The organism is Pseudomonas baltica, assembly GCF_014235765.1.
GTDB lineage: Bacteria > Pseudomonadota > Gammaproteobacteria > Pseudomonadales > Pseudomonadaceae > Aquipseudomonas > Aquipseudomonas baltica.
Map to the genome: position 1 here is coordinate 251,234 of NZ_JACMYH010000001.1, position 24,276 is coordinate 275,509.

Consider the following 24,276-nt stretch of genomic DNA (forward strand, 5'->3'; position numbering starts at 1 on the left):
GGCGCGCGTCGTTGTCTATCGGCTACCCATTGAATGCCAGGCTCCTATCCCAATGACCATTCCGCGCATCGGCTTCGCCTGCCAATACCGACACGCGATCCGCGCCCTGACCCTCGCCGAACTGAAGCTCATCGAGGGCGCCTACAACCCTCGGACCACCACCTTGCGCTGGATGAACAGCGTTGCCACGCAAGTGGCTCACGAAAAGCTGCAAGAGGTCGTCCGCCACAATCTGCAGGCGCAACTGCAACTGCTCGACTATGTGGCGCAACTGCCCGAAGCCATGCGCATGCTGCGCCTGAGCAGCGACCTGCTGCCGTTCTACAGCCACCCGCAGGTGGCGGCGTTCTACCAGCAGCCCGAGCGCCAGGCGTGGCTGGCCGAACACTTCGCGGCCATGGGCCAGTTGGCACGCGATTCAGGCATCCGCCTGTCTTTCCATCCCGGCCAGTTCTGCGTGCTGGGCTCGGACAAGCCACCGGTGGTGGAAAACAGCCTGGCGGAATTCGAGTACCACGCCGACATGATCCGCATGATGGGCTACGGTGTGCAGTTCCAGGACTTCAAGTGCAACGTGCACATCGCCGGTCGCCTTGGCGCCGAAGGCATCCGCGCGATCTGGCCGCGCTTGTCCAGCGTGGCGCGCCACTGCATCACCTTCGAGAACGAAGAGAAAACCTACGGCGTCGACGACTGCCTGCAGCTCGCCGACCTGGCCCCCGTGGTGCTGGATATCCACCACTGCTGGATCAACGAGAACGACTACATCGACCCGAACGATTCCCGCGTGGACCGCATCATCGACAGCTGGCGCGGCGTGCGCCCGGTGATGCATTACTCGCAGCCCCAGGAGCGCCTGCAGGAACTAGGCTTCAGCGCCGAGCAGAAGCTGGAGATGCCAGCGCTGCTGCAAGTGGTGTCCAAGCGCGACCTGTATGGCCACAGCGAGCTTATGTGGAACCACTGGACCAACCTCTACGCGCTGCAGTTTCTCGAGCGCTTCGACATCATGTTCGAGGCCAAGCACAAGAATCAGGCCACCCTGGAGTTCCATCGGCGTTACATGATGTAACCACTGCGCACCCCCCAAGAGGCCGAACCTAGAGCCTGCGCATGGGTCTGCATTGAGGACTATCGACGCCTGCACACTCGAGGAATCCTTGCATGACGCTCACGCCGGTTACCGCTCTCGCCCCGTTGCACGCTCGTGGGCAACGCCCATGAAGGATCGCCCGACCCATTCCCTGGTCTTCGACCATTTCGACCTCGACGACGAACAGCGCCGCGAAGCGCTGTTCACCCTGGCCAACGGCGTGATCTCATGGCGCGCCTGTTCGCCCGAGGCCTGCGCCGTGCCACGGCCCGAAGGGCATTACCCCGGCCTGTACCGGGCGGGCTGGTACGACGATGCCGCACGCCAGGTCAACGGCACCACCACCCATACCGCGGCGTTGGTCAACCTGCCAGACCCCTTCGGCTTGACGCTGTCGCTCAATCACCAGCCGTGGTTAGAGCTTGGGCCGGACACCCTGCAGTCCTATCACCAGCATGTCGACATGCAGCGCGGTGTTCTGACCCGTCGGCTGTCGTTGCTGCTGGACGATGTTCCGGTGGAACTCGTCGAGACCCGTTTCGTCAGCCTCGCCAATGCACAACTGGCGGTGCTGCGCTGGGAGCTGCATGCCCAGAAACCGCTGACCGGCCTGCGCGTGCGTACGACGCTGGACAACAGCCGCGGCAATTATCTGATCGAACGTGACCGCGACTACGAGGGGCGTCGTTTGCACAGCCATCGCTGGGAACACCTGGCGGATGGTCGGGCAGGGGTCGTGGCGACCCTCGATGACTCGTCGCGCAAGGTCGCCGTGGCCGTGCAGACCTGCGCCCCGTGCCAATGGCAGGGGCAAGTGGCGGACGACCGTCTGGTGCAGGAAGCTGATGTCGAGTGGCCCGAGCATGGCCCGCTGGTACTGGAAAAGCGTGTCATCGTTCAAGTCGACGACGAGTTTCACGGACTGTCTAGCAGCATGGCGGCACTGCCCGACGCCAGCCATGCGCAATTGCTGGCTGCCCATGAGCAGGCGTGGCAGGACACGTGGGAATACGGGCGCATCCGCGTTGCCGATCCGGCTGTCGACCACCCCCTGCAGTTCGCCGGCTGGCATATCCAACAGACGGTTTCTCCACTGAGCATGAGCCATGACCTGGGTTTTCCGGCGCGCGGCTGGCAGGAGGGCTACTTCGGCCAGGTGTTCTGGGACGAGCTGTTCGCCTTTCCGTTGTTCGCCACCCACCGTCCGCAGCTGGCCAGCTCGTTGCTCGACTATCGCCATGCGCGTCTGCCGGCAGCACGGCGCCGAGCCGCTCGGCTGGGCTGTTCCGGCGCAATGTTTCCGTGGCGCAGCGCCCACGATGGCGAGGAACAGACCCCGCCGTTCCAGTATTACCCCCTTTCCGGCCATTGGGTGCCCGACCCGACGCACCTGCAGCGTCACATCGGCTCGGCCGTGGCCTACGACGCCTGGACGCTGTACCTGGCCACCGGTGACGAACAGCAACTGGCCGGAAAGATCGGCGACCTGATCATCGAGGTCGCGCGCTACTGGGCCAGCGTGGCGCGCTTCGATGAATCCCGGCAGCGCTACGTCATCGAAGGCGTGATCGGCCCCGACGAATACCACAACGCCTATCCCCATGCCGAGCAACCGGGCCTGGACAACAACGCCTACACCAACCTGATGGCAGTGTGGACGCTGTGCCGTGCACTGGACGTGCTGCAGCGATTGCCGACGGCGCTGCGCGAAGACCTCGTCGAACGCCTGGCACTGCGTCCCGACGAGGCATCGCACTGGGAACATGTCAGCCGCAACATGTTCTTGCCATTCACTGCCGACGGTGTGCTCGACCAATTCGAGGGCTTCGAACGATTGCAGCCCGCCCCGGATGAGTGGAAAAGCGAGGACAACCCACGCCTGGACTGGATGCTCGAAGCCCGCGGTGATCATTGCGACCACTATCAGGTCAGCAAGCAGGCCGACACCCTCATGCTGTTCTACCTATTGTCCAATGAGCAGTTGCACGCCCTGTTCGCTCGCTTGCGCTACCCGTTCGACGACGACATCGCACGGCGCACCATGGACTATCACCTGGGCCACGTCTTCCACGAATCCAGCCTGTCGAAAACCGTCTGCGCCGGTGCGCTGGCTCATACCGACAGTGATGCCTCGTGGATGTACTACCAGCACTGCCTGCGCACCGATCTGGACGCCAAGCCCGACAGCGGCGTGCGCGAAGGGGTCCACCTGGCAGCCATGTCCGGCGCCCTGGACGTCATGCAGCGACATTACCTGGGTGTGTGTCCGGCCGTGGAAGGGCTGCGGGTGTTCCCGGCGCCACCGCCTGGTCTGGGCGACGTCAGCCTGGCAGTGCAGTTTCATGGGCAGTGGGTGGATGTGACGCGTATCGATGAAGTGATCACCGTGCACTTGCGTGCGTTGTCCACCCGAGCAATCACCTTGATCCACGCGCTGGGCACGGAACAGCTCGAACCCGGCTCGTCGGTCAACGTCAGCGGCTGAGTTCAGCAGGCGGCGAGCACGGCATCAGGACGCCTCATCAATGGGCGCAATCAGCTCCGCACCCTGGTTGCGCACATTGCCAACGGCCTTGCTCACCGTATGCCATCGGAAGTCGGCCACCGGCCGGCCTTCATGCTGGGCGATCTCCAGACTGCGCTCGGCACTCACGTCGGCTTCCAGCCATTCCCGCGCCTGCTCCGGTGCCAGCACTACGGGGCGGCGATCGTGGATATCGACCATGCCTTCGTTGCTGGCATCGGTGATGATCACGAAGCCATCGCCTTCACCAGGCTCAAGCCCAGGCGTGACCTGCGCCAGGGCGGCGAAGAACATCGGTGTCTCGTCCGCAAGATGAATGAACCACGGCTGCTTCTTTTTCGGGTCGTCGGCATCCTTGACCCACTCGTACCAACCGTTGGCCGGCACCAACACACGCCCATTGGGCCACAGTTGCTTGAAGAACTTGCCGGTGGCCACGGTTTCGACCCGGGCGTTGATCGGGGCAGGGCGCTTGCCCTGAGCCCAGAACGGCGCCCAGCCCCATTTCACCGAATCGATCGACAAACCTTGCTCAGTACCCTGCAGTACCAGGGCGCGCTGCGCCGGCGCAATGTTGTAGCGTGCCTGCGGCTGTGGGTCGACATAGCTGATGACCTGCTGACGCGGGGCCAACTCGCGCAGATAGACCTCCATCGCTTCGTACATCGAGTAGCGACCACACATGGTGTTCTCCGTCAGATTGTCGCGGTCTTTGGTTGACCTCGAGGTTCTTACAAAGTTAACTGTATATTCGTACAGTATCAATACCAGGCAATCCCATGATCACCATTCTTGGCCCGCTCGCCCAGGGCAGCACTGCGCATCCGCTGTATTCGTTCAAGGTCCCGGCCGGTTTTCCCTCGCCTGCGGCCGACCACATGGAACAGCGCATCTCGCTGGACGAGCTGCTGGAAATCCGCGCACCGCACATCTACCTGGTGCGCATCCAGGGCGATAGCATGCAGGGCGCCGGAATCTTCTGCGGCGACCTGGTGATCGTGGATCGCTCGATCGAGGCCGAGCATGGCCATGTCGTCATCGCCGCAGTGAACAGCGAACCGGTGTGCAAGCGTCTGCACAAGCGGGGGCGCGAGGTGATCCTCAAGTCGGCCAATCGCGATTACCCGCCGCGCTACATCATGGAAGGCGACGAGCTGCTGATCTGGGGCGTGGTGACCTTCAGCGTACGTGCACATGAAAAGGAATGAGCCGGTCTTCGCGCTGATCGACTGCAACAGCTTCTACGCCAGTTGCGAGCGGGTGTTTCGCCCGGACCTGGCGAAGACCCCGATCGTGGTCCTGTCCAACAACGATGGCTGCGTGATCGCTCGATCCGCCGAAGCCAAGGCGCTGGTGAAAATGGCCTCGCCTTATTTCCAGATCAAGGACCTGCTGCGCCAGCATGGCATCGTGGCGTTTTCCTCCAATTACGCGCTATACGGTGATATCAGCGAACGGGTGATGTGCATCATCGAGTCCATGGTGCCGGCCCTTGAGGTCTACAGCATCGACGAAGCATTCGCCGACCTCACTGGCATGCACCAGGACTTGGATGCACTGGGCCGAGACATTCGCGAACAGGTCTATCGGCGCACTGGCATCCCCGTAGGCGTGGGTATTGCTGGCACCAAAACCCTGGCCAAGCTGGCCAACCACGCCGCGAAGAAATGGCATAAACAGCTGGGCGGCGTGCTCGACCTGCGCGAGGCGGGACGCCGCGATCGTCTGTTGAAAGTCACCCCGGTGAGTGATGTGTGGGGCATCGGGCGCAAGATGAGCGCACACCTGCAAGGCATGAACATCGCCACCGCCTGGGACCTGAGCTGCGCCGATCCTGCGCTGTTGCGCAGCCGATTCAGCGTAGTGATCGAAAAGACCGCCCGCGAGCTGGGCGGCACGCCCTGCCTGGCGCTCGAAGACCCCGATCCGCCCAAGCAGGAAATCTGCTGCAGCCGGATGTTCGGCAAGCGCCTGACCGAGATCGCGCCGATCCGCGAGGCGGTGGCCAGCTACGTGATGCGCGCTTCGGAAAAACTGCGGGCACAGCATTCGTTGTGTCGGCAGCTGCGCGTGAGCGTGCGCACCGGCATGCTCAACCCGCTGGAAGCCAAGTACGCCAACGGCGTGGTGGTGCAGCTGCCATACCCCACCGACGATGTACGCCTGTTGACCAAGGCGGCGGTGCAGGGCCTGGAATTCATCTTTCGCAGCGGCTTCACCTACAGCAAGGCGGAAATACTCCTGCTGGGCCTGTGCCAGCGCGGCGAGTTCACCGACGATCTGTTCGCCAGCGCCCAACCGGCCGCCGCCGAGCGGCTGATGCAGGTGCTCGACCAGGTCAACGGTCGCTGGGGCAGGGGCACGCTGCGCCCAGCAGCGGTGCCGACCAACCCGGACTGGGGCATGCGTAGGGAGATGATGAGCCAGAGCTATACCACGCAGATCGAGCAGTTGTGGACGGTCAGAGGGTGAGCGTTCCGTCGCGCCTGTAGTTGGGCGCGGCAAACGATGAGGTGGCCGGTGTCGTTCCTAGACGCGCCGAACACTGACACCCAGCCGAGCCGCAAGCCTTGCCAGATTGGCGCGATCCAGGCCGAGGCTCTTGGCCGCAGCGGTGATATTGCCTCGGTGCTGCATCAATGCGTTTTCCAGGAGCTCTTTCTTGTAGTCATCAACGGCGGCCTTGTAGTCGAGGGGCATCGACCGAACGGAATCGCTTGAACGCGTGGGCTCGGTTTCCAGGACTCTGGCGGTGGTCGGGAGGTCGAAATCGTCTGCCAGCAGAACGAGCATGTCTTTACGGGCTGAACCTGAAACCCGCTTTTTCGCCTTCAACACGGCTCTGGCGATCTGATGCTCCAGTTCGCGAACATTGCCCGGCCACGTGTATTGCCCAAGCGCACTTTTGGCGTGGGTAGCGAACCGCACCGGAGGCAGTGCCATGCGGTACTGGTTTTCCTCGGCGAACGCGCCGGCCAGAAGAAGGATGTCCTCCTTGCGCTCTCGCAGCGGCGGCACGCGCAGCGGATACACCGTCAGGCGATGATAGAGGTCGGCGCGAAATCGCCCTGTCCGAACTTCTTCGGCCAAGTCGCGGTTGCTCGCGGCCAGCAAACGAATATCCACCACGTGTGAGCGGTCGGAGCCCACGCGCTGCACATCACCGCCTTGCAGCACCCGCAGCAGCTTGGCCTGCACCGACAGCGGCAGCTCGCCGATTTCATCGAGGAACAGCGTGCCCCCACTGGCCATTTCGAATTTGCCGAGGCGGCTCTCGACGGCGCCTGAAAACGCGCCTTTGACGTGACCGAACAGTTCGCTTTCGACAAGGTGTTCCGGCAAGGCGGCGCAGTTGACGCTGATCATCGGCTTGTCGGCACGGTGAGAGTGGCTGTGGAGCCGACGCGCCACCAGTTCTTTGCCAACGCCCGTTTCACCAGTAATGAGTACGGTCAGCTCGCTGGGCGCCACCAGGTCGATTTCCCCCAGCAACTGTTTGAATGCCTCGCTGGTACCGATCATCCGTTGCGGTCCGCCCTGGTGGGCCAGTCGGTAGGCTTCGGCGCGCTTGCGTTCGCCCTCGAGAGTGCGCATCAGCTCGTCGAAATGCCCGGCGGCCACCACCGTGGCGGCGGCCAAGCGCGCGAACGTTTCCACGGTCTGCAGATCGTCCTCGGAAAATTGACCCACCTTCAGCGCGTCCAGGGTCAGAACACCCCAGATTTTCTCGTTGATGCGCAGGGCGCAGCCCATGCAGTCGTGCACAGGCAACGCGCTGGCGCCGATCAGGCCGTCGTAGGGGTCCGGATAAGGACAGTCGGGTGCAAACAGTATCGCTCCGGGTGCCTCGACGATCGCTTTCAAACGCGGATGGCTGTCCACCGGGTACCGTCGCGCCATGGCATCCACCGCCAGCCCATGGGCGGCTTCGGGTATCAGCACGCGATCTTCAAGGCGCAGGATGGCGACGGCATCGGTGGGTACCAATTCACGCAGTGCATCGAGCACACGCTGGTAACGGTGTTCTGCGCTGATCTGCGCGGTGAGGTCGCTCAGCAGGGGCAGAAGCGCTTGAAGAGCCCGTGAGGACTGAGTCGAAATGACCTTGCGTTTCATATTCGAGTCTTTTTAACCGAGTCTTAAAGACTCTTAAAATAGATGAAGGACTGATTTTATTGGATTTTCTGTATGGCATAGCGGTTGCTATGAGGATAGCACCCATCTGCATCCGGAGTTCACATGCTCACTCAAGCTCAGCGCGACATCATCAAGGCGACCATCCCCCTGCTGGAAACGGGGGGTGAGGCACTGGCTACGTATTTCTATAACATCATGCTGGATGGCCATCCAGAGGTCAGGCCTTTGTTCAATCAGGCGCATCAGGCAAACGGCTCGCAACCTCGGGCGCTCGCGAACGGGGTGCTGATGTATGCCCGCAAAATCGATCGCCTGGAAAACCTGGGACCGCTGGCAAGCCAGATCGTCAACAAGCACGTTGCGCTGCAGATCCTTCCCGAGCACTACCCGATCGTGGGCGCTTGCCTGTTGCGCGCGATTCGTGAAGTGCTGGGTGAAGAAATCGCCACGGATGAAGTGATAGCAGCATGGGCGGCAGCCTATCAGCAGTTGGCCGACATTTTGATCAGCGCTGAAGAACAGGTGTACGAAAACGTCGCCGCCGCACCCGGTGGGTGGCGCGGCGGGCGCATGTTCCGGGTCGCCGGCAAGGTGCCTGAAAGCAGCGAGATCACATCCTTCTACCTGGAGCCGGTCGATGGCAAACCGGTCATCGCTCACAAGCCGGGGCAATACATCAGCCTGCGCCTGAACATCGATGGGAACGAGTGCCGGCGCAGTTACTCGCTGTCGGCGCCATCCTCTGGGGTGGGGCTGCGCATCAGTGTGAAGCGCGAGCCCGATGGTGTGGCTTCCAACTATCTGTACGACCAGATCGTCGCCGGATCAGTGCTCGAGCTCTTTCCACCTTCCGGCGACTTCACACTGGCAGCGGATACCAAGCCATTGGTGCTGATCAGTGGCGGGGTGGGTATCACGCCGATGATCGCTATGGGTGAAACTGCGCTGCAGGCAGGTGATCGTCCTGTGGTATTCATCCACTATGCAAAAAATGCCCAGGCTCAAGCGTTCAGAGACCAGCTTCGTGAATGGCAGCAGCGTTTCCCACAGTTCAGGGCATACATCGTTTACAACGAGGCCAGTGCCGACTCAGCAGCACAACCTGACGCCGTCGGCATGCCTTCGGTAGAGCAGCTGCAGCAATGGCTGCCCGCTGACCGAAACGTGGAAGCCTATTTTCTGGGCCCCAAGCCGTTCATGGCGTTCATTAAGCGAAGCCTGCATGAAATGGGCGTACCGGACGGCCAGGCGCATTATGAGTTTTTCGGACCTGCAGAAGCGTTGGTCTAGCACTGGTCAGGTCGGATCGCTAACCGGCACGACCAATCGAGAGGAGGGATGAGAAATGCCGAAACCCGACATGCTGTCCGAATGGGGAATCACGCATCCGATCGTTCAAGCGCCCATGGTAGGTGTCTCGACGCCGGCATTGGCAGCGGCTGTTTCCAACGCTGGGGCATTGGGCTCCATCGGTCTGGGGGCCAGTACGCCAGAGCAGGGGCGTGAGTTGATCCGGCAGACCAGGGCGCTCACCCAGAGGCCCTTCAACGTCAACATGTTCTGCCATCGCCCGGCTGCGTTCGACCACGCCAGAAACGATGCGTGGTTGCAGTATCTTTCAAGTTTCTTTCCCGAGTTCGACGCTGCACCTCCGCCGGTCTTGAAAGAAATCTACAAAAGCTTCGTCGATGATCGAGCCATGCTCGAGATGCTCGTCGAAGAAAAACCGTCGGTCGTCAGCTTTCATTTCGGCGCGCCGCCTGTGCAGTGGATCGATGAGCTCAAGTCGGCGGGTATCTACGTCATCGGTTGCGCAACGACGTTGTCCGAAGCGCAGCAACTGGAGCGTGCAGGCGTTCAGGCGATCATTGCGCAAGGGTACGAAGCCGGCGGGCATCGTGGGGTGTTCGATGATGGGTTCGGGCAAGACCAGCAGATGGGCCTGTTCGCGCTGTTGCGCATCATCGGTGAAAGCATGGATCTGCCGGTCATTGCCGCAGGCGGGATCATGGATGGTGCCGGGATAAATGCAGCGATGATGCTCGGCGCAAGTGCCTGTCAGTTGGGAACGGCGTTCATCCTGTGTCCGGAGTCCTGTGCAACCCCAGAGCACCGGCAGGCGCTGAAAAGCGCCAAGGCGAGTCAAACACGGGTTACCAGCTATGTATCGGGCCGACCGGCCCGCGGAATTCCGAATCGTCTGTACCTGGAGTCTGGAACCGACAGCGTTCCCATGCCAGCCGAGTACCCGTTGGCCTACGATGTTGCCAAAGCCCTCCATGCAGCAGCCAGCGCCAAGGGATGCCACGATTTTGCAGCCCAGTGGGCGGGTCAGGGCGCACCGCTGGCTAGGGAGCTGCCTGCGCAAAGGCTCGTTCAGGCCCTTGTCGAAGAAATGCAGGCGGCCTCTCGCTTCAGTCATTCATGAAAAAACCGGGCAAGTGCCCGGTTCTTTCACTGACGCTTCAAGCTTATCGAAAGGCCGGCACTACTTCATTGATGAACAGCTCCAGCGACTTTTTCTTTTCTGCATGGGGCAGGCTGTTGTCGCACCAGAAGCTGAACTCGTCGACGCCCAGTTCCTGGTAGTACTTGATGCGCGCGATGATTTGTTCGGGCGTGCCGATCATGGTGTTCTTGCGGATGTTCTCCAGTTCGAACTCGGGGCGCTCGGCGAACTTGGATTCCGGGCTGGGTTCCAGGAAGCCGTTGACCGGAGTGGTCTTGTTGCCGAACCAGGCGTCGAAGGTGCGGTAGAAGCGCGAGATCGCCGTGGCGCCGACCTTCCAGCCGTCGGGGTCGTCACTGGCGTGAACGTGGGTGTGACGCAGCACCATCAGTTGCGGGCGAGGTACGTCCGGGTTGTTCGCCAACGCCGTTTCGAACTTGTTCTTGAGATCGACCACTTCCTCGTCGCCCTTCATCAACGGCGTGACCATGACGTTGCAGCCGTTGGCGACGGCGAAGTTGTGCGAGTCGGGGTCGCGCGCGGCGATCCACATCGGTGGCGTCTTGATCGGCTTCGGCACGCTGGTGGAGGTGGGAAACTTCCAGATCTCGCCATCATGGGCGTAGTCGCCTTCCCACAGTTTGCGCACCACCGGCACCATTTCGCGCAGGGCGTTGCCGCCACTGCTGGCCGGCATACCACCGGCCATGCGGTCGAATTCGACCTGGTAGGCGCCGCGAGCCAAGCCGACTTCCATGCGCCCGTTACTGATCACATCCAGCAGTGCGCATTCGCCTGCAACACGCAGCGGGTGCCAAAACGGCGCGATGATGGTACCGGCGCCCAGATGGATGGTGGTGGTCTTGCCGGCCAGATACGCCAGCAGCGGCATGGGGCTCGGGGAGATGGTGTATTCCATGGCGTGGTGCTCGCCGATCCATACCGTGCTGAACCCGCCTTTTTCGGCCATCAGGGTCAGTTCGGTCAGGTCTTCGAACAGTTGCCGGTGGCTGGTCTTGTCGTCCCAGCGCTCCATGTGCACGAACAGCGAAAATTTCATCTTGCCTACCTCGGATCTGTTGGCGGTGATTCGTCCCGGCCGGGGGCTTGCCGCAGCCTGGGTATGGGAGTGTCAGGCGAACGCGGGAAGGGCGCCCATCTTGCCGCGGCAGTAGACCAACGGGCTTTGCGGGGCGCTGGGTACCAGCAGATTCTTCACCGCGCCAACCATGATTGCGTGGTCACCACCCTCGTACTCGCGCCACAGTTCGCACTCGATGACCGCAATGGCATTCTTGAGTACCGGATTACCGAGAGCGCTCATGCTCCACTCGATCCCGTCCGCCTTGTTCTTGCCTTTGCTGGCGAAGGCATAGGCTTCGGCCTGCTGGTCGCTGGAAAGCAGATGGATGGCGAAGCGCTTGCTGCGAATCAAGTGGGGGTAAGAGTCGGCTTTGTAGTTGGGGCAGAACAGCACGAGGGCCGGATCGATCGACAGCGAGCTGAAGGCACTGGCGGTCATGCCGACCAGTTGGCCTTCGTCGTCCAGCGTGGTGATCACGGTCACGCCAGAGGGAAACGAGCCCATGACTTGTTTGTAGATTTCGGCATCGATCATCAAAGGCACCTCTCGTTTATTCGAATATTTGTTGGTCTGATGGTATACCAAAGAAATGTTTGTGCAACCCTGAATTTCAGTCGCGAGATACACAACTGGCAACGGCTTGGGGGTGGCGGGACCGAGCGATCCACTTGCGTTTTCTTGGTATACCGTAATATGGTCTGTCTATCAGAAGCGGGTCGTTGTATCGATCCGGATTCCTACAAGAACAACAACAGACTCGAGTGAAAGACTATGTCCGAGCGTTCATCGCAAGACCCATTGATCGAGAGCTACACCGTCGAGCAGGTCCCTTCCACCGAGCGCCATGGGCGGGCTCGGGACCTGTTCACACTGTGGTTCAGCACCAACATTGCGCCCCTGCCGATCGTGACCGGCGCCATGGTGGTACAGGTGTTCAACCTCAACCTCGCCTGGGGGTTGCTGGCCATCGTGCTCGGGCACTGCCTGGGTGGGCTGGTCATCGCCTTGTCCTCGGCCCAGGGGCCGCGGCTGGGCATTCCGCAGATGGTCCAGAGCCGCGGACAGTTCGGCCGCTTCGGCGCGCTGCTGATCGTGTTTTTTGCCGCATTGATCTATGTCGGCTTCTTCATCTCCAACATCGTGCTGGCCGGCAAGTCGATCCACTCGATGGTCGAGCCGATCTCCCTGCCCGTAGGCAGCGTGATCGGCGCCTTGGCCGCCACCGCCATTGGTGTGCTGGGCTACCGGTTCATCCATACCTTGAACAAGATCGGTACCTGGGTGATGGGCGGCGCACTGCTCGCCGGATTCGCCTATGTGTTCAGCCAGCCGTTGCCGGTCGACTTCCTTACCCGTGGTGGTTTCACCCTGGCGGGGTTCATCGCCACGGTGTCGTTGGGAGTGATCTGGCAGGTCAGCTTCTCGCCCTACGTGTCGGATTACTCGCGCTATCTGCCGACCGATATCGGCATCGCCAAACCGTTCTGGGCCACCTATGCCGGTGCCACCCTGGGGACCATCCTGTCGTTCAGTTTCGGCGCGGTGGTGGTGCTCGCAACGCCGCCGGGCACCGAAGCGATGACTGCCGTGGCGCAGGCCACCGGGGCGCTGGGCCCGTTGTTGATGCTGCTGTTCCTGCTCAACATCATCAGCCACAACGCCCTGAACCTGTACGGCGCGGTCCTGGCCATCGTCACCGCCGTGCAGACGTTCGTGGCCCACTGGACGCCCAGCGTGAAAGTACGCATCGTTCTGTCGGCGCTGGTGTTGAGTGGCTGCTGTCTGGTGGCGGTGGGCGCCTCGGGTGACTTCATCCAGGACTTCATCGGCTTGATCCTGGCACTGCTGCTGGTGTTGGTACCCTGGGCCTCCATCAACCTGATCGACTTCTACCTGATCAAATACGGCAACTACGACATCGAGTCGATCTTCGCCGCCGACGGCGGGCAGTACGGGCGCTTCAACTGGCACGCGATCATCGCCTACGCTTGTGGCATTGCCGTGCAGCTGCCGTTCGCCAACACCGCCTTGTATGTCGGCCCCTACGCCCACCTGGTCGAAGGTGCCGACCTCTCCTGGCTGGTCGGCATCGTGGTGACCTGCCCACTGTTCTACTGCCTGGCCACGCGCAAGCAACAGCGCGCAGAGCGGGTACGCGCCGGATACGCCAAGTAGTTCGAACCAACAGAAACAGCACCTGCAAAAAGGCCCCGATCACTCGGGGCCTTTTGCGTTGCAGGGTAGAAGGCGCGTTTCAGGCTCAGTGCGCGCCAGCCGCCTTGTTGAGGTCAGCGTCTTCCCACTGGGTGTACACGCAGGCATCCGCCGCCGCCCAGCGCACCTGGACCTGCTCACCGGCCTGCAAGGGCATGCCGGCTGCAGACAAGGCCTTGACCGTCATCGGCGTGCCACCCTGGGTCACGACGCTGCAGGTCTGGCTCTCGCCGAGAAACAGCGTCTCGGTGACCGTGGCGGCGATCTGGTTCCAGCCCGGCAGCAGCGGTTGCTCTGCAGCCTGCGCGGCGCTCAATGCCTGGGCTTTCTCGGGACGTACCATCAGCAGTACCTGCTGGCCCGTATTGGCGCCGGGTGTCAGGCGCATGCCCAGGCTGGCGCCTTCGAAGGTGCCGGAACCGTTGCTAGTGGTGGTCAGCTTGAGGAAGTTGGAGTTGCCCAGAAACGAGGCCACGAAGGCATTGGGCGGGTTCTGATAAAGGTCGTAGCCGCTGCCCAGCCCGACAATCTTGCCGTGGCTGAAGATCGCGATACGCTGCGACAGGCGCATGGCCTCTTCCTGGTCGTGGGTCACGTAGACGATGGTGATGCCCAGGCGCCGGTGCAGCTGGCGCAGCTCATCCTGCAGGTCTTCGCGCAGCTTCTTGTCCAGCGCGCCCAGCGGCTCGTCCATCAGCAGAATGCGCGGCTCGTAGACCAGGGCGCGAGCGATGGCAACGCGCTGCTGCTGGCCACCGGACAGCTGCGAAGGGCGACGGTGTGCGAAGGCCTCGAGCTGCACCAGCTTGAGCATTGCGTCGACCTTGCGATCACGCTCGGCGCGGCCCAGCTTGCGGATGTCCAGGGGGAAGGCAATGTTGTCGCGCACCGACAGGTGCGGAAACAGCGAATAACGCTGGAACACCATGCCGATACCGCGCTTGTGCGGCGGCACGTTGACCAGCGACTGGCCGCTGACCAGGATCTCGCCGGAACTGGGCGTCTCGAAGCCTGCCAGCATCGACAGGGTGGTGCTCTTGCCCGAGCCACTGGAACCGAGGAAGGTCAGGAACTCGCCGTTCTTGATGTCCAGGTCGATATTGTCGACCGCAGCGAAGTCGCCGTAATGACGGTTCAGGCCGCGGAGGCTGACCAGGGTGTCGCCGGCCTGCACGGCCTGTTGTTTGATCACAGCACTCATGTCCAGCTCCTAGGCGTTGACGGGGTTACGGCGACGAATGATTTCGGCAGCCACCATGACCAGCACCGACAGGGCGATCAGCAGCGTCGAGGCGACGGCGATCACCGGCGTCAGGTCCTGGCGCAGGGTGGTCCACATTTTCACGGGAAGAGTCTGCAGGGTGGGGCTGGCCATCATCACGCTGAGGACCACTTCATCCCAGGAAACCAGGAACGCGAACAGGCCACCGGCGACCATGCCCGGACGAATGGCCGGGAACGTGACCTTGAAGATTGCCTGCAGGCGCGACGCACCACAAATCACCGCAGCGTCCTCGATGGACTGGTCGAACAGCTTCAGCGAGTTGATGATCGAAATGATGGTGAAGGGCAGGGCGACGATCACGTGGCTGACCACGAACGAGAACACCGTGCCGGTGTAGCCCAGCTTGAGGAACAGCGCATACACGGCCACCGCGATGATCACCACTGGCACGATCATCGGCAGGGTGAACAAGGCATACAGCAACTCGCGGCCCGGAAACTTGCCACGCACCAGCGCGAAGGCCGTCGGCAGGCCCAGCAGTACCGCGAATACGGTGGTCAGTGCAGCGACTTTCAAGCTCGACCAGGCCGCCGCCATCCACTCGGGGTTGGCGAAGAACTGCAGGTACCACTTGGTGGTCCAGCCCGGTGGTGGAAACACCAGCCACTGGGATGAGCCGAACGACAGCAGCACGATGAAGACGATCGGCAACAGCAGGAACAGGCCGATCGACCCCGTGGTGAGGTACAGGCCCACGCGCAGGCGTCGACTCATGGCATTGGGGGTAAGAAGCATGATGACTTACCTCGAATTGCTGGAGCCGACCGGGGATTCCGGTTGCAGCTTCAGATAGAAATAGAACAGCACCAGGGTGATCAGCACCAACAGTGCGGCAGCAGCGCTCGCCAGACCCCAGTTGAGGAAGGATTGCACCTGTTGCACGATGAACTCGGGCAGCATCATGTTCTGCGCGCCACCCAACAGCGCCGGAGTCACGTAATAGCCCAGCGACATGACGAACACCATCAAGGCACCGGAGAACAGTCCCGAGCGGCACAGCGGCAGGAATACCCGGAAGAAGTTGGTCCACGGACTGGCGCCGCAGATGGCGCCGGCCTGCAGCACCATCGGGTCGATGGCCTGCATGGTGGCCTGCAGCGGCAGAACGATGAACGGAATCATGATGTAGCTCATGCCGATCACCACCCCGGTCAGGTTGTGCACCATCTCCAATGGCTGGTCGATGATGCCCAGGGCCATGAGCAACTTGTTGACCACCCCCGACGCCTGCAGCAGCACCAGCCAGGAGTAGGTGCGCGCCAGCAGGCTGGTCCACATCGACAGCAGCACGATGCTGAAGATCCAGCGGCCCCAGCCCCGTGGCACCAGGGTGATAACCCAAGCCAGTGGAAAGCCCAGCAATACGCTGAACAGGGTCACCAGCCCGGCCACCGAAAAGGTGTTGAACAACACCCGCGCATAGGCCGAGTTGGCGAACAGTTCGCGGTAGTTGTCCAGCCCCGGTGTCGGCTCCAGCACGCCGCGCAGCAGCAGGCCAATGAGCGGGGCGAAGAAGAACAGGCCGAGGAACACCAGCGCCGGGATCAGGTTGCTCGACCCGCGCCAGCGCTGGATCAGGCTCGGGCGCGGCTGGGCGGCACGCAGCGCACCAGGGCCGCCGGCGGCGCCCCCGGTGCTGCCGAGGGCGGAGGGCGAGGACAGCTTCACTTGACCAGCCATTCGTTCCACCGTGTCGCGATAGAGGGGCCATTCTTGGCCCAGTAGGCGAAGTCCAGAGTGATCTGGTCGTCAACGTGCGCGGTCGACAGGTTGGGCGCCAGGACCGAATCCAGGCGCTGCACGCTTTCAGTGTTGACCGGGGCGTAGGCCGTCAGATTGGAGAAATCGGCCTGGCCCTTGGCACCGGTGGCGTTGGCCACGAAGCGCATGGCCGCCTCCTTGTTTTTCGAGCCCTTGGGCACGACCAGGAAGTCGGCCATCGCCAGGTTCTGCTTCCAGCTCACGCCCACCGGAGCGCCATCCTGTTGCAGGGCGTAGACCCGACCGTTCCAGAACTGACCCATGGTGACTTCGCCCGAGGCCAGCAGCTGCTGGGACTGGGCGCCGCCGCCCCACCAGACGATGTCCTTCTTGATCGAATCGAGCTTCTTGAAAGCGCGGTCGAGGTCCAGTGGATAGAGCTTGTCGGCAGCGACGCCGTCGGCCAGCAGGGCGATCTCCAACACGCCTGGGCTGGGCCACTTGTACAGTGCGCGTTTGCCGGGATAGGCCTGGGTGTCGAACAGTGCAGTCCAGTCCTGGGGTTTGCCGGCGCCGACCTTGCCTTCGTTGAAGCCCAGCACGAAGGAGAAGTAGAACGAACCCACGCCGTAGTCGGAGACGAAGCGCGGGTCCAGCTTGGTGCGGTCGATGACCTTGAAGTCCATGGGTTCGAGCAGGCCTTCGCTGGCCGCACGCAAGGCGAAATCGGCTTCCACGTCGACCACGTCCCACTGCACGTTGCCGCTCTCGACCATGGCCTTGAGCTTGCCGTAGTCGGTGGGTCCATCCATGACCACCGCAGTGCCGCTGCTCTTGCTGAACGGATCGGCCCACGACGACTTCTGCGCGTCCTGGGTGGTGCCGCCCCAGCTGACGAAGCTCAGCGTCTCGGCTGCCACGGCAGTGCCTGCCGTGAACGCCAGCGTCGCTACGGCCAACGCCGCTATCGCACGTTTTTTGAATACCATCTTGTACGCCCTCATTTGTCATTGTTTGAGCGGGCTGTTTCCACACCCGCGTATCGGGAGCAGTCAGGTCGTGGCGACCTGGACGATCGTTTGTTTCAGATGCCGTTGCCGTCCATGGCGGATGCATCCGGTCCGGGTGCCTGGAATGCGATGCTTTCGACCACTTCGAGGTCGTAGCCCGTGAGACCTGCGTACTTGAGCGGCGGGCCCAGGTGACGCAGTTTGCCGACGCCCAGGTCTTGCAGGATCTGCGCGCCGGTACCGACTTCCGAGTAGATGCGTGTCTGCGTACGCGAATAAGGGCGCACCGGCTGGGTCAGGTGCGGTACCCGCTCGAGCAGGGCCTGGGAAGACTCGTGATTGGCCAGCACCACCACCACGCCCGCACCGTGCTCGGCGACTTTCTGCAGCGCCGCCCACAGCGTCCAGTTGGCGGGACCTGTGTACTCGGCGCCGACCAGGTCGCGCAGCGGGTCGATGACGTGCACCCGCACAAGAGTCGGATCTTCGCGGCGGATGTCGCCCATGACCATGGCCATGTGCACGCCGCCCTGGATGCGGTCTTCATAGCTGACCAGGCGGAACGTGCCGTGCACGGTAGGCAGCTCGCGCTCGCCCATGCGCGTCACCGTGTGCTCGGTGCTCAAGCGGTAGTGGATGAGGTCGGCGATGCTGCCGATCTTGATGCCGTGACGGGCAGCGAACAGCTCCAGATCCGGACGACGCGCCATGGTGCCGTCGTCTTTCATGACTTCGACGATCACCGCGGCAGGGGTGAAGCCGGCCAGCCGCGCCAGGTCGCAGCCGGCTTCGGTATGCCCGGCGCGGGTCAGTACACCGCCTTCGCGGGCGCGCAGGGGAAAGATGTGGCCCGGTTGCACCAGGTCGGCGGCAACCGCCTGAGGCGCCACTGCGGCGGCAACGGTGCGCGCCCGATCGGCGGCGGAGATACCGGTGGTGACCCCGCTGGCGGCTTCGATGGAAACCGTGAACGCGGTGCCGAACCCGCTGCCGTTGCTGGGTACCATCTGCTCCAGCCCCAGCCGCTGGCAGCGTTCCTCGGTGAGGGTGAGGCAGATCAATCCGCGTGCTTCGCGGGCCATGAAACTGATGGCCTCCGCCGTGCAGCAGTCAGCGGCGAGCAGCAGGTCACCTTCGTTTTCGCGGTCTTCGTCGTCCACCAGCAAGACCATCTTGCCTTGACGAAAGTCCTCGATGATTTCTTCGATGCTGTTGAACGCCATGCCTGCACTCTCTGGGATGACTGGTCTGGGATAACTGGCCTAATCGTGGTATACCATAATACGTACATTACCCCCTGTCGAGGTGAAAATGAAGGCTTATTGGATTGCTCATGTAGACGTTACCGATCCTGCGCAGTACGTGCTTTACACCCAGCGCGCGCCAGCGGTTTTCGCCCAGTTCGGGGGTCGCCTGCTGGCCCGTGGGGGGCGTTCGCAAGCCATGGAAGGCAGGGCCACGCCGCAGCGCAGCGTGGTGATCGAGTTCGATTCGTACGCCCAGGCGCAAGCCTGTTACGAGTCCAGGGAATACCAGGAAGCAGCCGCCCTGCGTGCGGGCGCCGCGAAGGCCGAAGTGATCATCGTCGAAGGTTGCGAGGCGGTCGCCGGCTAGCGCATGAAGTGGATGCGGCCGGTATCGTCGTTGCCTATGTAGATGCCGTAGGTACCGGTCGCGCGCTCCTGGATGTAGCGCTCCAGGATCTGCCGGATGGCAGGGTAGTAGATGCTGTCCCAGGGAATGTCCTGCGGCGCGAAGAACTGCCGTGCGGCAGTTTCCGGGCCGAATTCGTCGGTGATCTCCAGGGCCATCGCGCGAAAGATGATGTACACCTCGCTGATCCGCGGGACGCTGAAGATCGAGTACGGCGAGAGGATTTCGGCGCGCACTCCGGCTTCTTCCCACAGCTCGCGCAGGGCGCCTTCCTCGGTGGTTTCTCCGCTTTCCATGAAGCCTGCGGGCAGCGTCCAGGTGCCGGGGCGCGGCGGGATCGCGCGCTGGCACAGCAGGTACTTGCCGTCGGTTTCGACGATGCAGCCGGTAATGACCTTCGGATTGACGTAATGGATGTGGCCGCAACCGGAGCAAAAGGTCCGCTCATGGGTATCGCCCGCAGGGATTCCTAGGCTCAGGCCGCAGGCACCGCATTGGGGGCAAAACCGTGGAGTGGCCATGTCGGTCAGCGTCCGATGCGCGGTTCGTTGAGGGCTATGGGCGCGGCGATGTCGCGCACCTTGTGGTCGTCGTTGCGCTGCTGACGCAATGATTCCAGGGCGACCTTCGCAGCGGCGCGGACGTGATCGACGGACGCCTGGTGCGCCGCCATCGGATCGCCGCTCTTGATCGCGGTGACGATGCGTTCCATTTCGTCGCTACTGACGCCGCGGCGGTTTTCCTGAGACACCGAGGTGGCGCGCAGGTAGCTGATGCGGGCCTGCAACTGGCGCAACTGGGTAGCGGCGACCTGGTTGCCCGAGCCTTCGAAGAGCACGTCGTAGAAGCCCTGGACCGAGCTCAGGACGTCGGACAATGCACGCTCTTCGAGCGCCTTGCGGTTGACCGCCAACGCTTTTTCCAGGGCGCGGATGTCCCGGGCCTTGGCATTGAGGGTGAACAGCTGGACGATCAGGCCTTCGAGCACGCAACGCAGCTCATAGATGTCGCGGGCGTCTTCCAGGGTGATGATGGCCACGCGTGGACCCTTGGCGTCGGCGAATTCCACCAGGCCTTCGGATTCCAGGTGTCGCAGCGCCTCGCGCACCGAGGTACGGCTCACGCCCAGGCGCTCGCACAGATCACGCTCGACCAGGCGATCGCCCGGCAGGAGCTGGAAGTTCATGATGGCGCTGCGCAACTTGTCGAGCACGATTTCGCGCAGGGTGACGGGGTTGCGATTGACCTTGAAGCTGTCGTCGAGGGGCAGGCGTTTCATCGGGTCCGCTCTGTTGAAAAGGCAAAAAAACAGCGGCGAGTCTAGCACGCCACCCGGCCTTGCTGCCCAACGGCGACAGGCCAGGTGCCCAGGTGCGGCCGGCCTGGTGGGTCAGCGCAGGTCGATCATCCCAGGGTCGGCAATGCGCCCAGTTTGCCGCGGTGGTAAAGCATGGGCGTCAACGGCTCGCTGGGCAGGATCAGGTTCTTCACTGCACCGACGATGATCGCGTGATCGCCACCGTCGTACTCGCGCCACAGTTCGCACTCGATGATGGCCGTGGCTTTCTCCAGCAGCGGGTTGCCCAGCTCGCTGAGGTGCCAGGCGATGGCCCGCGCCTTGTCCTTGCCCTTGCTGGCAAAGGCGTAGGCCTCCGCCTGCTGGTCTGCGGACAGCAAGTGAATCGCGAAGCGCTTGCTGTCACGCAGGATAGGGTAGGTGTCCGACTCGTAGTTGGGGCAGAACAATACCAGCGCCGGGTCGATCGACAGCGCACTGAATGCACTGGCAGTGATGCCGACGATGCCGCCTTCCGGGTCCAGCGTGGTAACCACCGTCACGCCGGATGGGAACGAAGCCATCACTTCTTTGTAGATGCCGGGTTCGATCATTTCAAATTACCTCAACGCATCACGAATGGGTCGGGCATGGGTGCCTGAGACAGGTTGATCCATACCGTCTTGAGTTCTGTGTAGGCCAGCACCGAATCGATGCCGCTCTCGCGGCCATAGCCACTGTTCTTGAAGCCGCCGATCGGCGCCATGGCCGATACCGCGCGGTAGGTGTTGACCCAGATGATACCGGAACGCACGTCACGGGCCAGGCGGTGGGCACGGCCCAGGTCGCGGGTCCAGATGCCGGCGGCGAGGCCGAACTGGGAGTCGTTGGCCATGGCCAGCGCTTCTGCTTCGGTGGAGAAGCGGATGACCGACGCCACCGGACCGAAGACTTCCTCCTGCATGATCTTCATGGAGTGGTTGTCGCATTCGAACAGGGTCGGCTGGTAGTACCAACCGTCGCTGTCGGTCTGTGCGCGCTGACCGCCCATGCGCAGGGTAGCGCCTTCTTCCAGCGCCTGCGCGACCAGGCTTTCGACCACGGCCAATTGCTGGGCGGTGGCCATAGGGCCCATTTCGCTGGCTTCGTCCTGGGGGTTGCCGATCTTGATGCGCTTGGCGCGCTCGACCAGACGCTCGACGAACTCGTCGTAGATCTCGTCCTGCACCAGCAGGCGCGAGCCGGCCACGCAGCTCTGCCCCGAGGCGGCGTAGATGCCGGCCACCACGCCGTTGATGGCGCTGTCCAGGTCGGCATCGGCGAAAATGATGTTCGGCGACTTGCCGCCCAGCTCCAGGGACAGCTTGGCGAAGTTTTCGGCGCTGCTGCGTACCACATGGCGCGCGGTGGCGGCACCGCCGGTGAAGGCGATCTTGCGCACCAACGGGTGGCGGGTGAGGGCAGCGCCGGTGCTCGGGCCGTAGCCGGTGACGACGTTGACCACGCCCGGCGGAATGCCGGCTTCCAGAGCCAGGCGCGCCAATTCCAGCAAGGTGGCGCTGGCATGCTCGGAGGGCTTGAGAACGATGGTGTTGCCGGCCGCCAGGGCCGGCGCCAGCTTGATCGCCGTCAGGTACAGCGGGCTGTTCCAGGGAATGATCCCGGCCACCACGCCGATCGGTTCGTGCACCGTGTAGGCGAACAGGTCAGGCTTGTCGAGCGGCAGTGTGCCGCCCTCCAGCTTGTCTGCCAGGCCTGCGGTGTAGTGGAAAAATTCGGGCAGGTAGCCCACCTGTCCGCGGGTTTCGCGGATCAGCTTGCCGTTGTCACGGCTTTCGAGCTGAGCCAGCGCTTCCTTGTTCTCGCCGATCAGGTCGCCCAGTCGGCGCAGCAGCTTGCCCCGGGCGGTGGCGGTAAGCCCGCGCCATGCCGGCGCCTCGAACGCCCGCTGTGCGGCCTGCACGGCGCGGTCGACGTCGGCCTCGTCGGCGTCGGGCAACAGCGCCCAGGGTTGGGCCAGGGCCGGGTTGTGACTCTCGAAGGTCTTGCCGGACAGCGCATCGACCCACTGGCCGTCGATGCACATCTGAAAGCGTGAAAGGGTCATGCGACGATCCCCTGTGCCTGGTTGTCCAGGCGCTGGGCCCGGGTGAGAAAATCCAACAACATCTGGTTGACCAGCCGGGGTGATTCCACCGGCATCATATGCCTTTGCTCGTGGAGTATCGCTACCTCGGCGTGGGGAATGCGCTCGGCCATTTCCCGGGCCATCTGTGGCGTGGAGCCCGGGTCGAGCTCACCCGTGGCGATCAGCGCCGGCGCCGCGATGCTGCCGAGGTCATCGGCGCGGTACATGTCCTGGGTGGCGAACAGCTCATAGGTGGTCAGGTAGCCCTGAGGATCATTGCTGGCCAGGGTCTCGCGCAGCGCGGCAATCTGCGCCGGGTTGGCCGCCTGATACTCGCGGCTGAACCAGCGCGACAACGCCGCCTCGGCGTTCGCGTTCGGGCCATGCTCGGCAGCCTGCCCGGTGCGCGCTATCACCCCGGCGCGCTGTTCGGCGCTGCGGTTGAACACGCTGTTGAGCACCACCAGAGCCTGCAGGCGTTCGGGGTAGTGCAGGGCGAACGCCCGTGCCACCAGCCCGCCCATGGAGAAACCGATGACCGTCGCTGCGGGCACCTGCAAGTGGTCCAGCAGTTCGAGCAATTGGTCGGCATAACCGAGCAACGCCGTGCCTGGCGCAGGCAACGCACTGGCGCCATGCCCGAGCATGTCGTAGGCGATAACCCGATAGTGCGGCAGCAGCCCGACGAACTGGCCCCCCCACATTTCCTTGTTCAAGCCCACTCCATGGATGAACACCACGGGCGGGCCGTCACCCGCGGCCAGGTAACTGGTACCGGCCGCAGTGCGTTCAGCGGTAAGCCGAATCATGGAGCGCTCCTGAGTCAAGTGGGTCACTGGGCCTTTTCGGCAGCCAGCTCTTCCAGGTCGATGTAACGGTTGCCGATCCGCGGGTGCAGACGCCCGCCGTTGGCGCAGCCCAGGACGACGACGATCTCGTCGGCGCGCGGCGAATCTTCGATCTGCATTTCCAGGGTGACGTAGTGGGAGCGCAGGCCTTCGTCGTCCTTGTGCATCATCGGGATCTGGATCGAGGTGCCAGGGCCGCCGCGCTTGTTGGTGAAGCTCAGGTAGCTCTTGGCTTGCACCGCCTCGCGGTAATGGTTGCCGAAGCGCAGGGTGTGGATGACGGCCGAGGCGTGCTCGATTTCGCCGTCGGCACCGACCACCGCCGCCTTGCCGTAGGCCTCGATCTTGTCCGCGCCACCGATGCTGGCCACCAGGCGCTCGACCATCAGGGCTCCGAGGTCCGAACAGTTGGCCTTGATCTCCGGTTTCAGGTCATCGACGAAGCCGCGGCCCAGCCACGGGTTCTTCATGACCACCGCGAGGCCAACCATGGTCACGGGAGTGTCGGTGGCCTTGCCGCCTTCGATGAGGGTCTCTTCGGAGTAAGTGACGATTTTGCGGATCTCGAAGCTCATGCCTGTTTCCTTCTTGGAGGGTTTGTATCTGGTATTATGGTATACCAAGAACGAGCTTCGGCAAGTGTTTTTTTGTGGCACGGGCGGTCTCGTCTGACTGCCCGTAGAACTGGGGATAGAACCCGGCTGAAAAGCCAACCATGCTCGGCGCGCGTGGCGCAGGTGATCGGATTCAACCTCGCGTTGTTGTCGGGAAGCACGGTTGGCGGTGCATCGGCGTGAACGACGCGGGCACACTTGTGCGCCGTGTCATGCCAATAGAGAATGAATGAATGTGCTTATTTATCGCTTTTTCTATT

General features: G+C 62.7%; 23 protein-coding genes. 8 read left to right on the forward strand and 15 right to left on the reverse strand.

Annotation, left to right across the window (positions count from 1 at the left end; all coding sequences use genetic code 11):
* Window positions 1-52 precede the first annotated feature (52 nt).
* Together uvsE and H7993_RS01285 are read left to right on the forward strand one after the other, a co-directional pair.
* Window positions 53-1,072, forward strand: a complete 1,020-nt coding sequence (gene uvsE / locus H7993_RS01280) for a UV DNA damage repair endonuclease UvsE (protein WP_185793172.1) — start codon at window positions 53-55, stop codon at window positions 1,070-1,072.
* 148 nt (window positions 1,073-1,220) lie between these two features.
* Entirely contained in the window at window positions 1,221-3,578 is a 2,358-nt protein-coding gene (locus H7993_RS01285; RefSeq protein WP_185793173.1) for a glycoside hydrolase family 65 protein, read from the forward strand.
* 24 nt (window positions 3,579-3,602) lie between these two features.
* On the opposite strand, the gene H7993_RS01290 is transcribed toward H7993_RS01285, so the two are convergent.
* The gene (locus H7993_RS01290) at window positions 3,603-4,301 is read right to left on the reverse strand and encodes an SOS response-associated peptidase family protein (protein WP_185793174.1); all 699 of its coding nucleotides are present in this window, start codon (window positions 4,299-4,301) and stop codon (window positions 3,603-3,605) included.
* Window positions 4,302-4,396: 95 nt separating this feature from the next.
* Here H7993_RS01290 and H7993_RS01295 point away from each other — a divergent pair, with 95 nt between their 5' ends.
* Together H7993_RS01295 and umuC are read left to right on the forward strand one after the other, a co-directional pair.
* On the forward strand, window positions 4,397-4,825 hold the full coding sequence (locus H7993_RS01295; protein WP_122477662.1) for a LexA family protein: 429 nt from the start codon (window positions 4,397-4,399) through the stop codon (window positions 4,823-4,825).
* Window positions 4,812-6,089, forward strand: coding sequence for a translesion error-prone DNA polymerase V subunit UmuC (gene umuC, locus H7993_RS01300; RefSeq protein WP_185793175.1), 1,278 nt, complete (start codon window positions 4,812-4,814; stop codon window positions 6,087-6,089). Before H7993_RS01295 ends, umuC begins: the two co-directional genes overlap by 14 nt.
* Window positions 6,090-6,146: 57 nt before the next feature.
* On the opposite strand, the gene norR is transcribed toward umuC, so the two are convergent.
* Complete coding sequence (norR, locus tag H7993_RS01305; RefSeq protein WP_185793176.1) at window positions 6,147-7,733, reverse strand: nitric oxide reductase transcriptional regulator NorR; 1,587 nt, start codon at window positions 7,731-7,733, stop codon at window positions 6,147-6,149.
* A gap of 123 nt (window positions 7,734-7,856) precedes the next feature.
* Between norR and hmpA the strand changes: the two genes are divergently transcribed.
* Together hmpA and H7993_RS01315 are read left to right on the forward strand one after the other, a co-directional pair.
* A complete protein-coding gene (gene hmpA, locus H7993_RS01310; RefSeq protein ID WP_185793177.1) occupies window positions 7,857-9,044 on the forward strand; it encodes an NO-inducible flavohemoprotein in 1,188 nt (395 codons plus the stop codon).
* A gap of 55 nt (window positions 9,045-9,099) precedes the next feature.
* Window positions 9,100-10,182 carry an NAD(P)H-dependent flavin oxidoreductase gene (locus H7993_RS01315; RefSeq protein ID WP_185793178.1) on the forward strand — a complete coding sequence of 361 codons (1,083 nt, stop codon included), beginning with the start codon at window positions 9,100-9,102 and terminating at the stop codon, window positions 10,180-10,182.
* Window positions 10,183-10,225: 43 nt separating this feature from the next.
* Here H7993_RS01315 and H7993_RS01320 read toward each other — a convergent pair whose 3' ends face one another.
* Both H7993_RS01320 and H7993_RS01325 read right to left on the reverse strand, forming a co-directional pair.
* On the reverse strand, window positions 10,226-11,263 hold the full coding sequence (locus tag H7993_RS01320) for an LLM class flavin-dependent oxidoreductase (RefSeq protein ID WP_122477671.1): 1,038 nt from the start codon (window positions 11,261-11,263) through the stop codon (window positions 10,226-10,228).
* A gap of 72 nt (window positions 11,264-11,335) precedes the next feature.
* Entirely contained in the window at window positions 11,336-11,821 is a 486-nt protein-coding gene (locus H7993_RS01325; protein WP_122477673.1) for a flavin reductase family protein, read from the reverse strand.
* 237 nt (window positions 11,822-12,058) lie between these two features.
* Here H7993_RS01325 and H7993_RS01330 point away from each other — a divergent pair, with 237 nt between their 5' ends.
* Window positions 12,059-13,462, forward strand: a complete 1,404-nt coding sequence (locus H7993_RS01330; protein WP_122477675.1) for a purine-cytosine permease family protein — start codon at window positions 12,059-12,061, stop codon at window positions 13,460-13,462.
* An 85-nt stretch (window positions 13,463-13,547) separates the two neighbouring features.
* Here the strand turns inward: H7993_RS01330 and H7993_RS01335 are convergent, their stop codons facing one another.
* The 5 genes from H7993_RS01335 to ribBA form a co-directional block, all read right to left on the reverse strand.
* Entirely contained in the window at window positions 13,548-14,702 is a 1,155-nt protein-coding gene (locus tag H7993_RS01335) for an ABC transporter ATP-binding protein (protein ID WP_122477677.1), read from the reverse strand.
* 9 nt (window positions 14,703-14,711) lie between these two features.
* Window positions 14,712-15,521 (reverse strand): ABC transporter permease, encoded by an 810-nt coding sequence (locus H7993_RS01340; protein ID WP_122477679.1) that lies wholly within the window; start codon window positions 15,519-15,521, stop codon window positions 14,712-14,714.
* 6 nt (window positions 15,522-15,527) lie between these two features.
* On the reverse strand, window positions 15,528-16,466 hold the full coding sequence (locus H7993_RS01345) for an ABC transporter permease (RefSeq protein WP_122477681.1): 939 nt from the start codon (window positions 16,464-16,466) through the stop codon (window positions 15,528-15,530).
* A complete protein-coding gene (locus H7993_RS01350; RefSeq protein ID WP_185793179.1) occupies window positions 16,451-17,476 on the reverse strand; it encodes an ABC transporter substrate-binding protein in 1,026 nt (341 codons plus the stop codon). Before H7993_RS01350 ends, H7993_RS01345 begins: the two co-directional genes overlap by 16 nt.
* A 95-nt stretch (window positions 17,477-17,571) precedes the next feature.
* A complete protein-coding gene (ribBA, locus tag H7993_RS01355; protein ID WP_122477684.1) occupies window positions 17,572-18,720 on the reverse strand; it encodes a bifunctional 3,4-dihydroxy-2-butanone-4-phosphate synthase/GTP cyclohydrolase II in 1,149 nt (382 codons plus the stop codon).
* Between the two features lie 88 nt (window positions 18,721-18,808).
* Here ribBA and H7993_RS01360 point away from each other — a divergent pair, with 88 nt between their 5' ends.
* Window positions 18,809-19,111 carry a DUF1330 domain-containing protein gene (locus tag H7993_RS01360; protein ID WP_122477686.1) on the forward strand — a complete coding sequence of 101 codons (303 nt, stop codon included), beginning with the start codon at window positions 18,809-18,811 and terminating at the stop codon, window positions 19,109-19,111.
* On the opposite strand, the gene H7993_RS01365 is transcribed toward H7993_RS01360, so the two are convergent.
* From H7993_RS01365 to H7993_RS01390, 6 genes are all read right to left on the reverse strand, one after another.
* Entirely contained in the window at window positions 19,108-19,671 is a 564-nt protein-coding gene (locus tag H7993_RS01365; RefSeq protein ID WP_185793180.1) for an NUDIX hydrolase, read from the reverse strand. The genes H7993_RS01360 and H7993_RS01365 overlap by 4 nt on opposite strands.
* A 5-nt stretch (window positions 19,672-19,676) precedes the next feature.
* Window positions 19,677-20,429, reverse strand: coding sequence for a GntR family transcriptional regulator (locus H7993_RS01370; protein WP_122477690.1), 753 nt, complete (start codon window positions 20,427-20,429; stop codon window positions 19,677-19,679).
* Between the two features lie 125 nt (window positions 20,430-20,554).
* A complete protein-coding gene (locus tag H7993_RS01375) occupies window positions 20,555-21,040 on the reverse strand; it encodes a flavin reductase family protein (protein WP_185793181.1) in 486 nt (161 codons plus the stop codon).
* Window positions 21,041-21,051: 11 nt separating this feature from the next.
* Window positions 21,052-22,533 carry an aldehyde dehydrogenase gene (locus H7993_RS01380; RefSeq protein WP_122477694.1) on the reverse strand — a complete coding sequence of 494 codons (1,482 nt, stop codon included), beginning with the start codon at window positions 22,531-22,533 and terminating at the stop codon, window positions 21,052-21,054.
* Window positions 22,530-23,363 carry an alpha/beta fold hydrolase gene (locus H7993_RS01385; RefSeq protein ID WP_122477695.1) on the reverse strand — a complete coding sequence of 278 codons (834 nt, stop codon included), beginning with the start codon at window positions 23,361-23,363 and terminating at the stop codon, window positions 22,530-22,532. Before H7993_RS01385 ends, H7993_RS01380 begins: the two co-directional genes overlap by 4 nt.
* A gap of 23 nt (window positions 23,364-23,386) precedes the next feature.
* Window positions 23,387-23,977 (reverse strand): amino acid synthesis family protein, encoded by a 591-nt coding sequence (locus tag H7993_RS01390; protein WP_185793182.1) that lies wholly within the window; start codon window positions 23,975-23,977, stop codon window positions 23,387-23,389.
* Between the last annotated feature and the right edge of the window lie 299 nt (window positions 23,978-24,276).

Excerpts from the sequence above, each read along its gene's own strand:
- uvsE (WP_185793172.1), top strand. The coding sequence starts at position 53 with ATGACCATTCCGCGCATCGGCTTCGCCTGCCAATACCGACACGCGATC.
- H7993_RS01285 (WP_185793173.1), top strand. The coding sequence starts at position 1,221 with ATGAAGGATCGCCCGACCCATTCCCTGGTCTTCGACCATTTCGACCTC.
- H7993_RS01290 (WP_185793174.1), bottom strand. The coding sequence starts at position 4,301 with ATGTGTGGTCGCTACTCGATGTACGAAGCGATGGAGGTCTATCTGCGC.
- H7993_RS01295 (WP_122477662.1), top strand. The coding sequence starts at position 4,397 with ATGATCACCATTCTTGGCCCGCTCGCCCAGGGCAGCACTGCGCATCCG.
- umuC (WP_185793175.1), top strand. The coding sequence starts at position 4,812 with ATGAAAAGGAATGAGCCGGTCTTCGCGCTGATCGACTGCAACAGCTTC.
- norR (WP_185793176.1), bottom strand. The coding sequence starts at position 7,733 with ATGAAACGCAAGGTCATTTCGACTCAGTCCTCACGGGCTCTTCAAGCG.
- hmpA (WP_185793177.1), top strand. The coding sequence starts at position 7,857 with ATGCTCACTCAAGCTCAGCGCGACATCATCAAGGCGACCATCCCCCTG.
- H7993_RS01315 (WP_185793178.1), top strand. The coding sequence starts at position 9,100 with ATGCCGAAACCCGACATGCTGTCCGAATGGGGAATCACGCATCCGATC.
- H7993_RS01320 (WP_122477671.1), bottom strand. The coding sequence starts at position 11,263 with ATGAAATTTTCGCTGTTCGTGCACATGGAGCGCTGGGACGACAAGACC.
- H7993_RS01325 (WP_122477673.1), bottom strand. The coding sequence starts at position 11,821 with ATGATCGATGCCGAAATCTACAAACAAGTCATGGGCTCGTTTCCCTCT.
- H7993_RS01330 (WP_122477675.1), top strand. The coding sequence starts at position 12,059 with ATGTCCGAGCGTTCATCGCAAGACCCATTGATCGAGAGCTACACCGTC.
- H7993_RS01335 (WP_122477677.1), bottom strand. The coding sequence starts at position 14,702 with ATGAGTGCTGTGATCAAACAACAGGCCGTGCAGGCCGGCGACACCCTG.
- H7993_RS01340 (WP_122477679.1), bottom strand. The coding sequence starts at position 15,521 with ATGCTTCTTACCCCCAATGCCATGAGTCGACGCCTGCGCGTGGGCCTG.
- H7993_RS01345 (WP_122477681.1), bottom strand. The coding sequence starts at position 16,466 with ATGGCTGGTCAAGTGAAGCTGTCCTCGCCCTCCGCCCTCGGCAGCACC.
- H7993_RS01350 (WP_185793179.1), bottom strand. The coding sequence starts at position 17,476 with ATGGTATTCAAAAAACGTGCGATAGCGGCGTTGGCCGTAGCGACGCTG.
- ribBA (WP_122477684.1), bottom strand. The coding sequence starts at position 18,720 with ATGGCGTTCAACAGCATCGAAGAAATCATCGAGGACTTTCGTCAAGGC.
- H7993_RS01360 (WP_122477686.1), top strand. The coding sequence starts at position 18,809 with ATGAAGGCTTATTGGATTGCTCATGTAGACGTTACCGATCCTGCGCAG.
- H7993_RS01365 (WP_185793180.1), bottom strand. The coding sequence starts at position 19,671 with ATGGCCACTCCACGGTTTTGCCCCCAATGCGGTGCCTGCGGCCTGAGC.
- H7993_RS01370 (WP_122477690.1), bottom strand. The coding sequence starts at position 20,429 with ATGAAACGCCTGCCCCTCGACGACAGCTTCAAGGTCAATCGCAACCCC.
- H7993_RS01375 (WP_185793181.1), bottom strand. The coding sequence starts at position 21,040 with ATGATCGAACCCGGCATCTACAAAGAAGTGATGGCTTCGTTCCCATCC.
- H7993_RS01380 (WP_122477694.1), bottom strand. The coding sequence starts at position 22,533 with ATGACCCTTTCACGCTTTCAGATGTGCATCGACGGCCAGTGGGTCGAT.
- H7993_RS01385 (WP_122477695.1), bottom strand. The coding sequence starts at position 23,363 with ATGATTCGGCTTACCGCTGAACGCACTGCGGCCGGTACCAGTTACCTG.
- H7993_RS01390 (WP_185793182.1), bottom strand. The coding sequence starts at position 23,977 with ATGAGCTTCGAGATCCGCAAAATCGTCACTTACTCCGAAGAGACCCTC.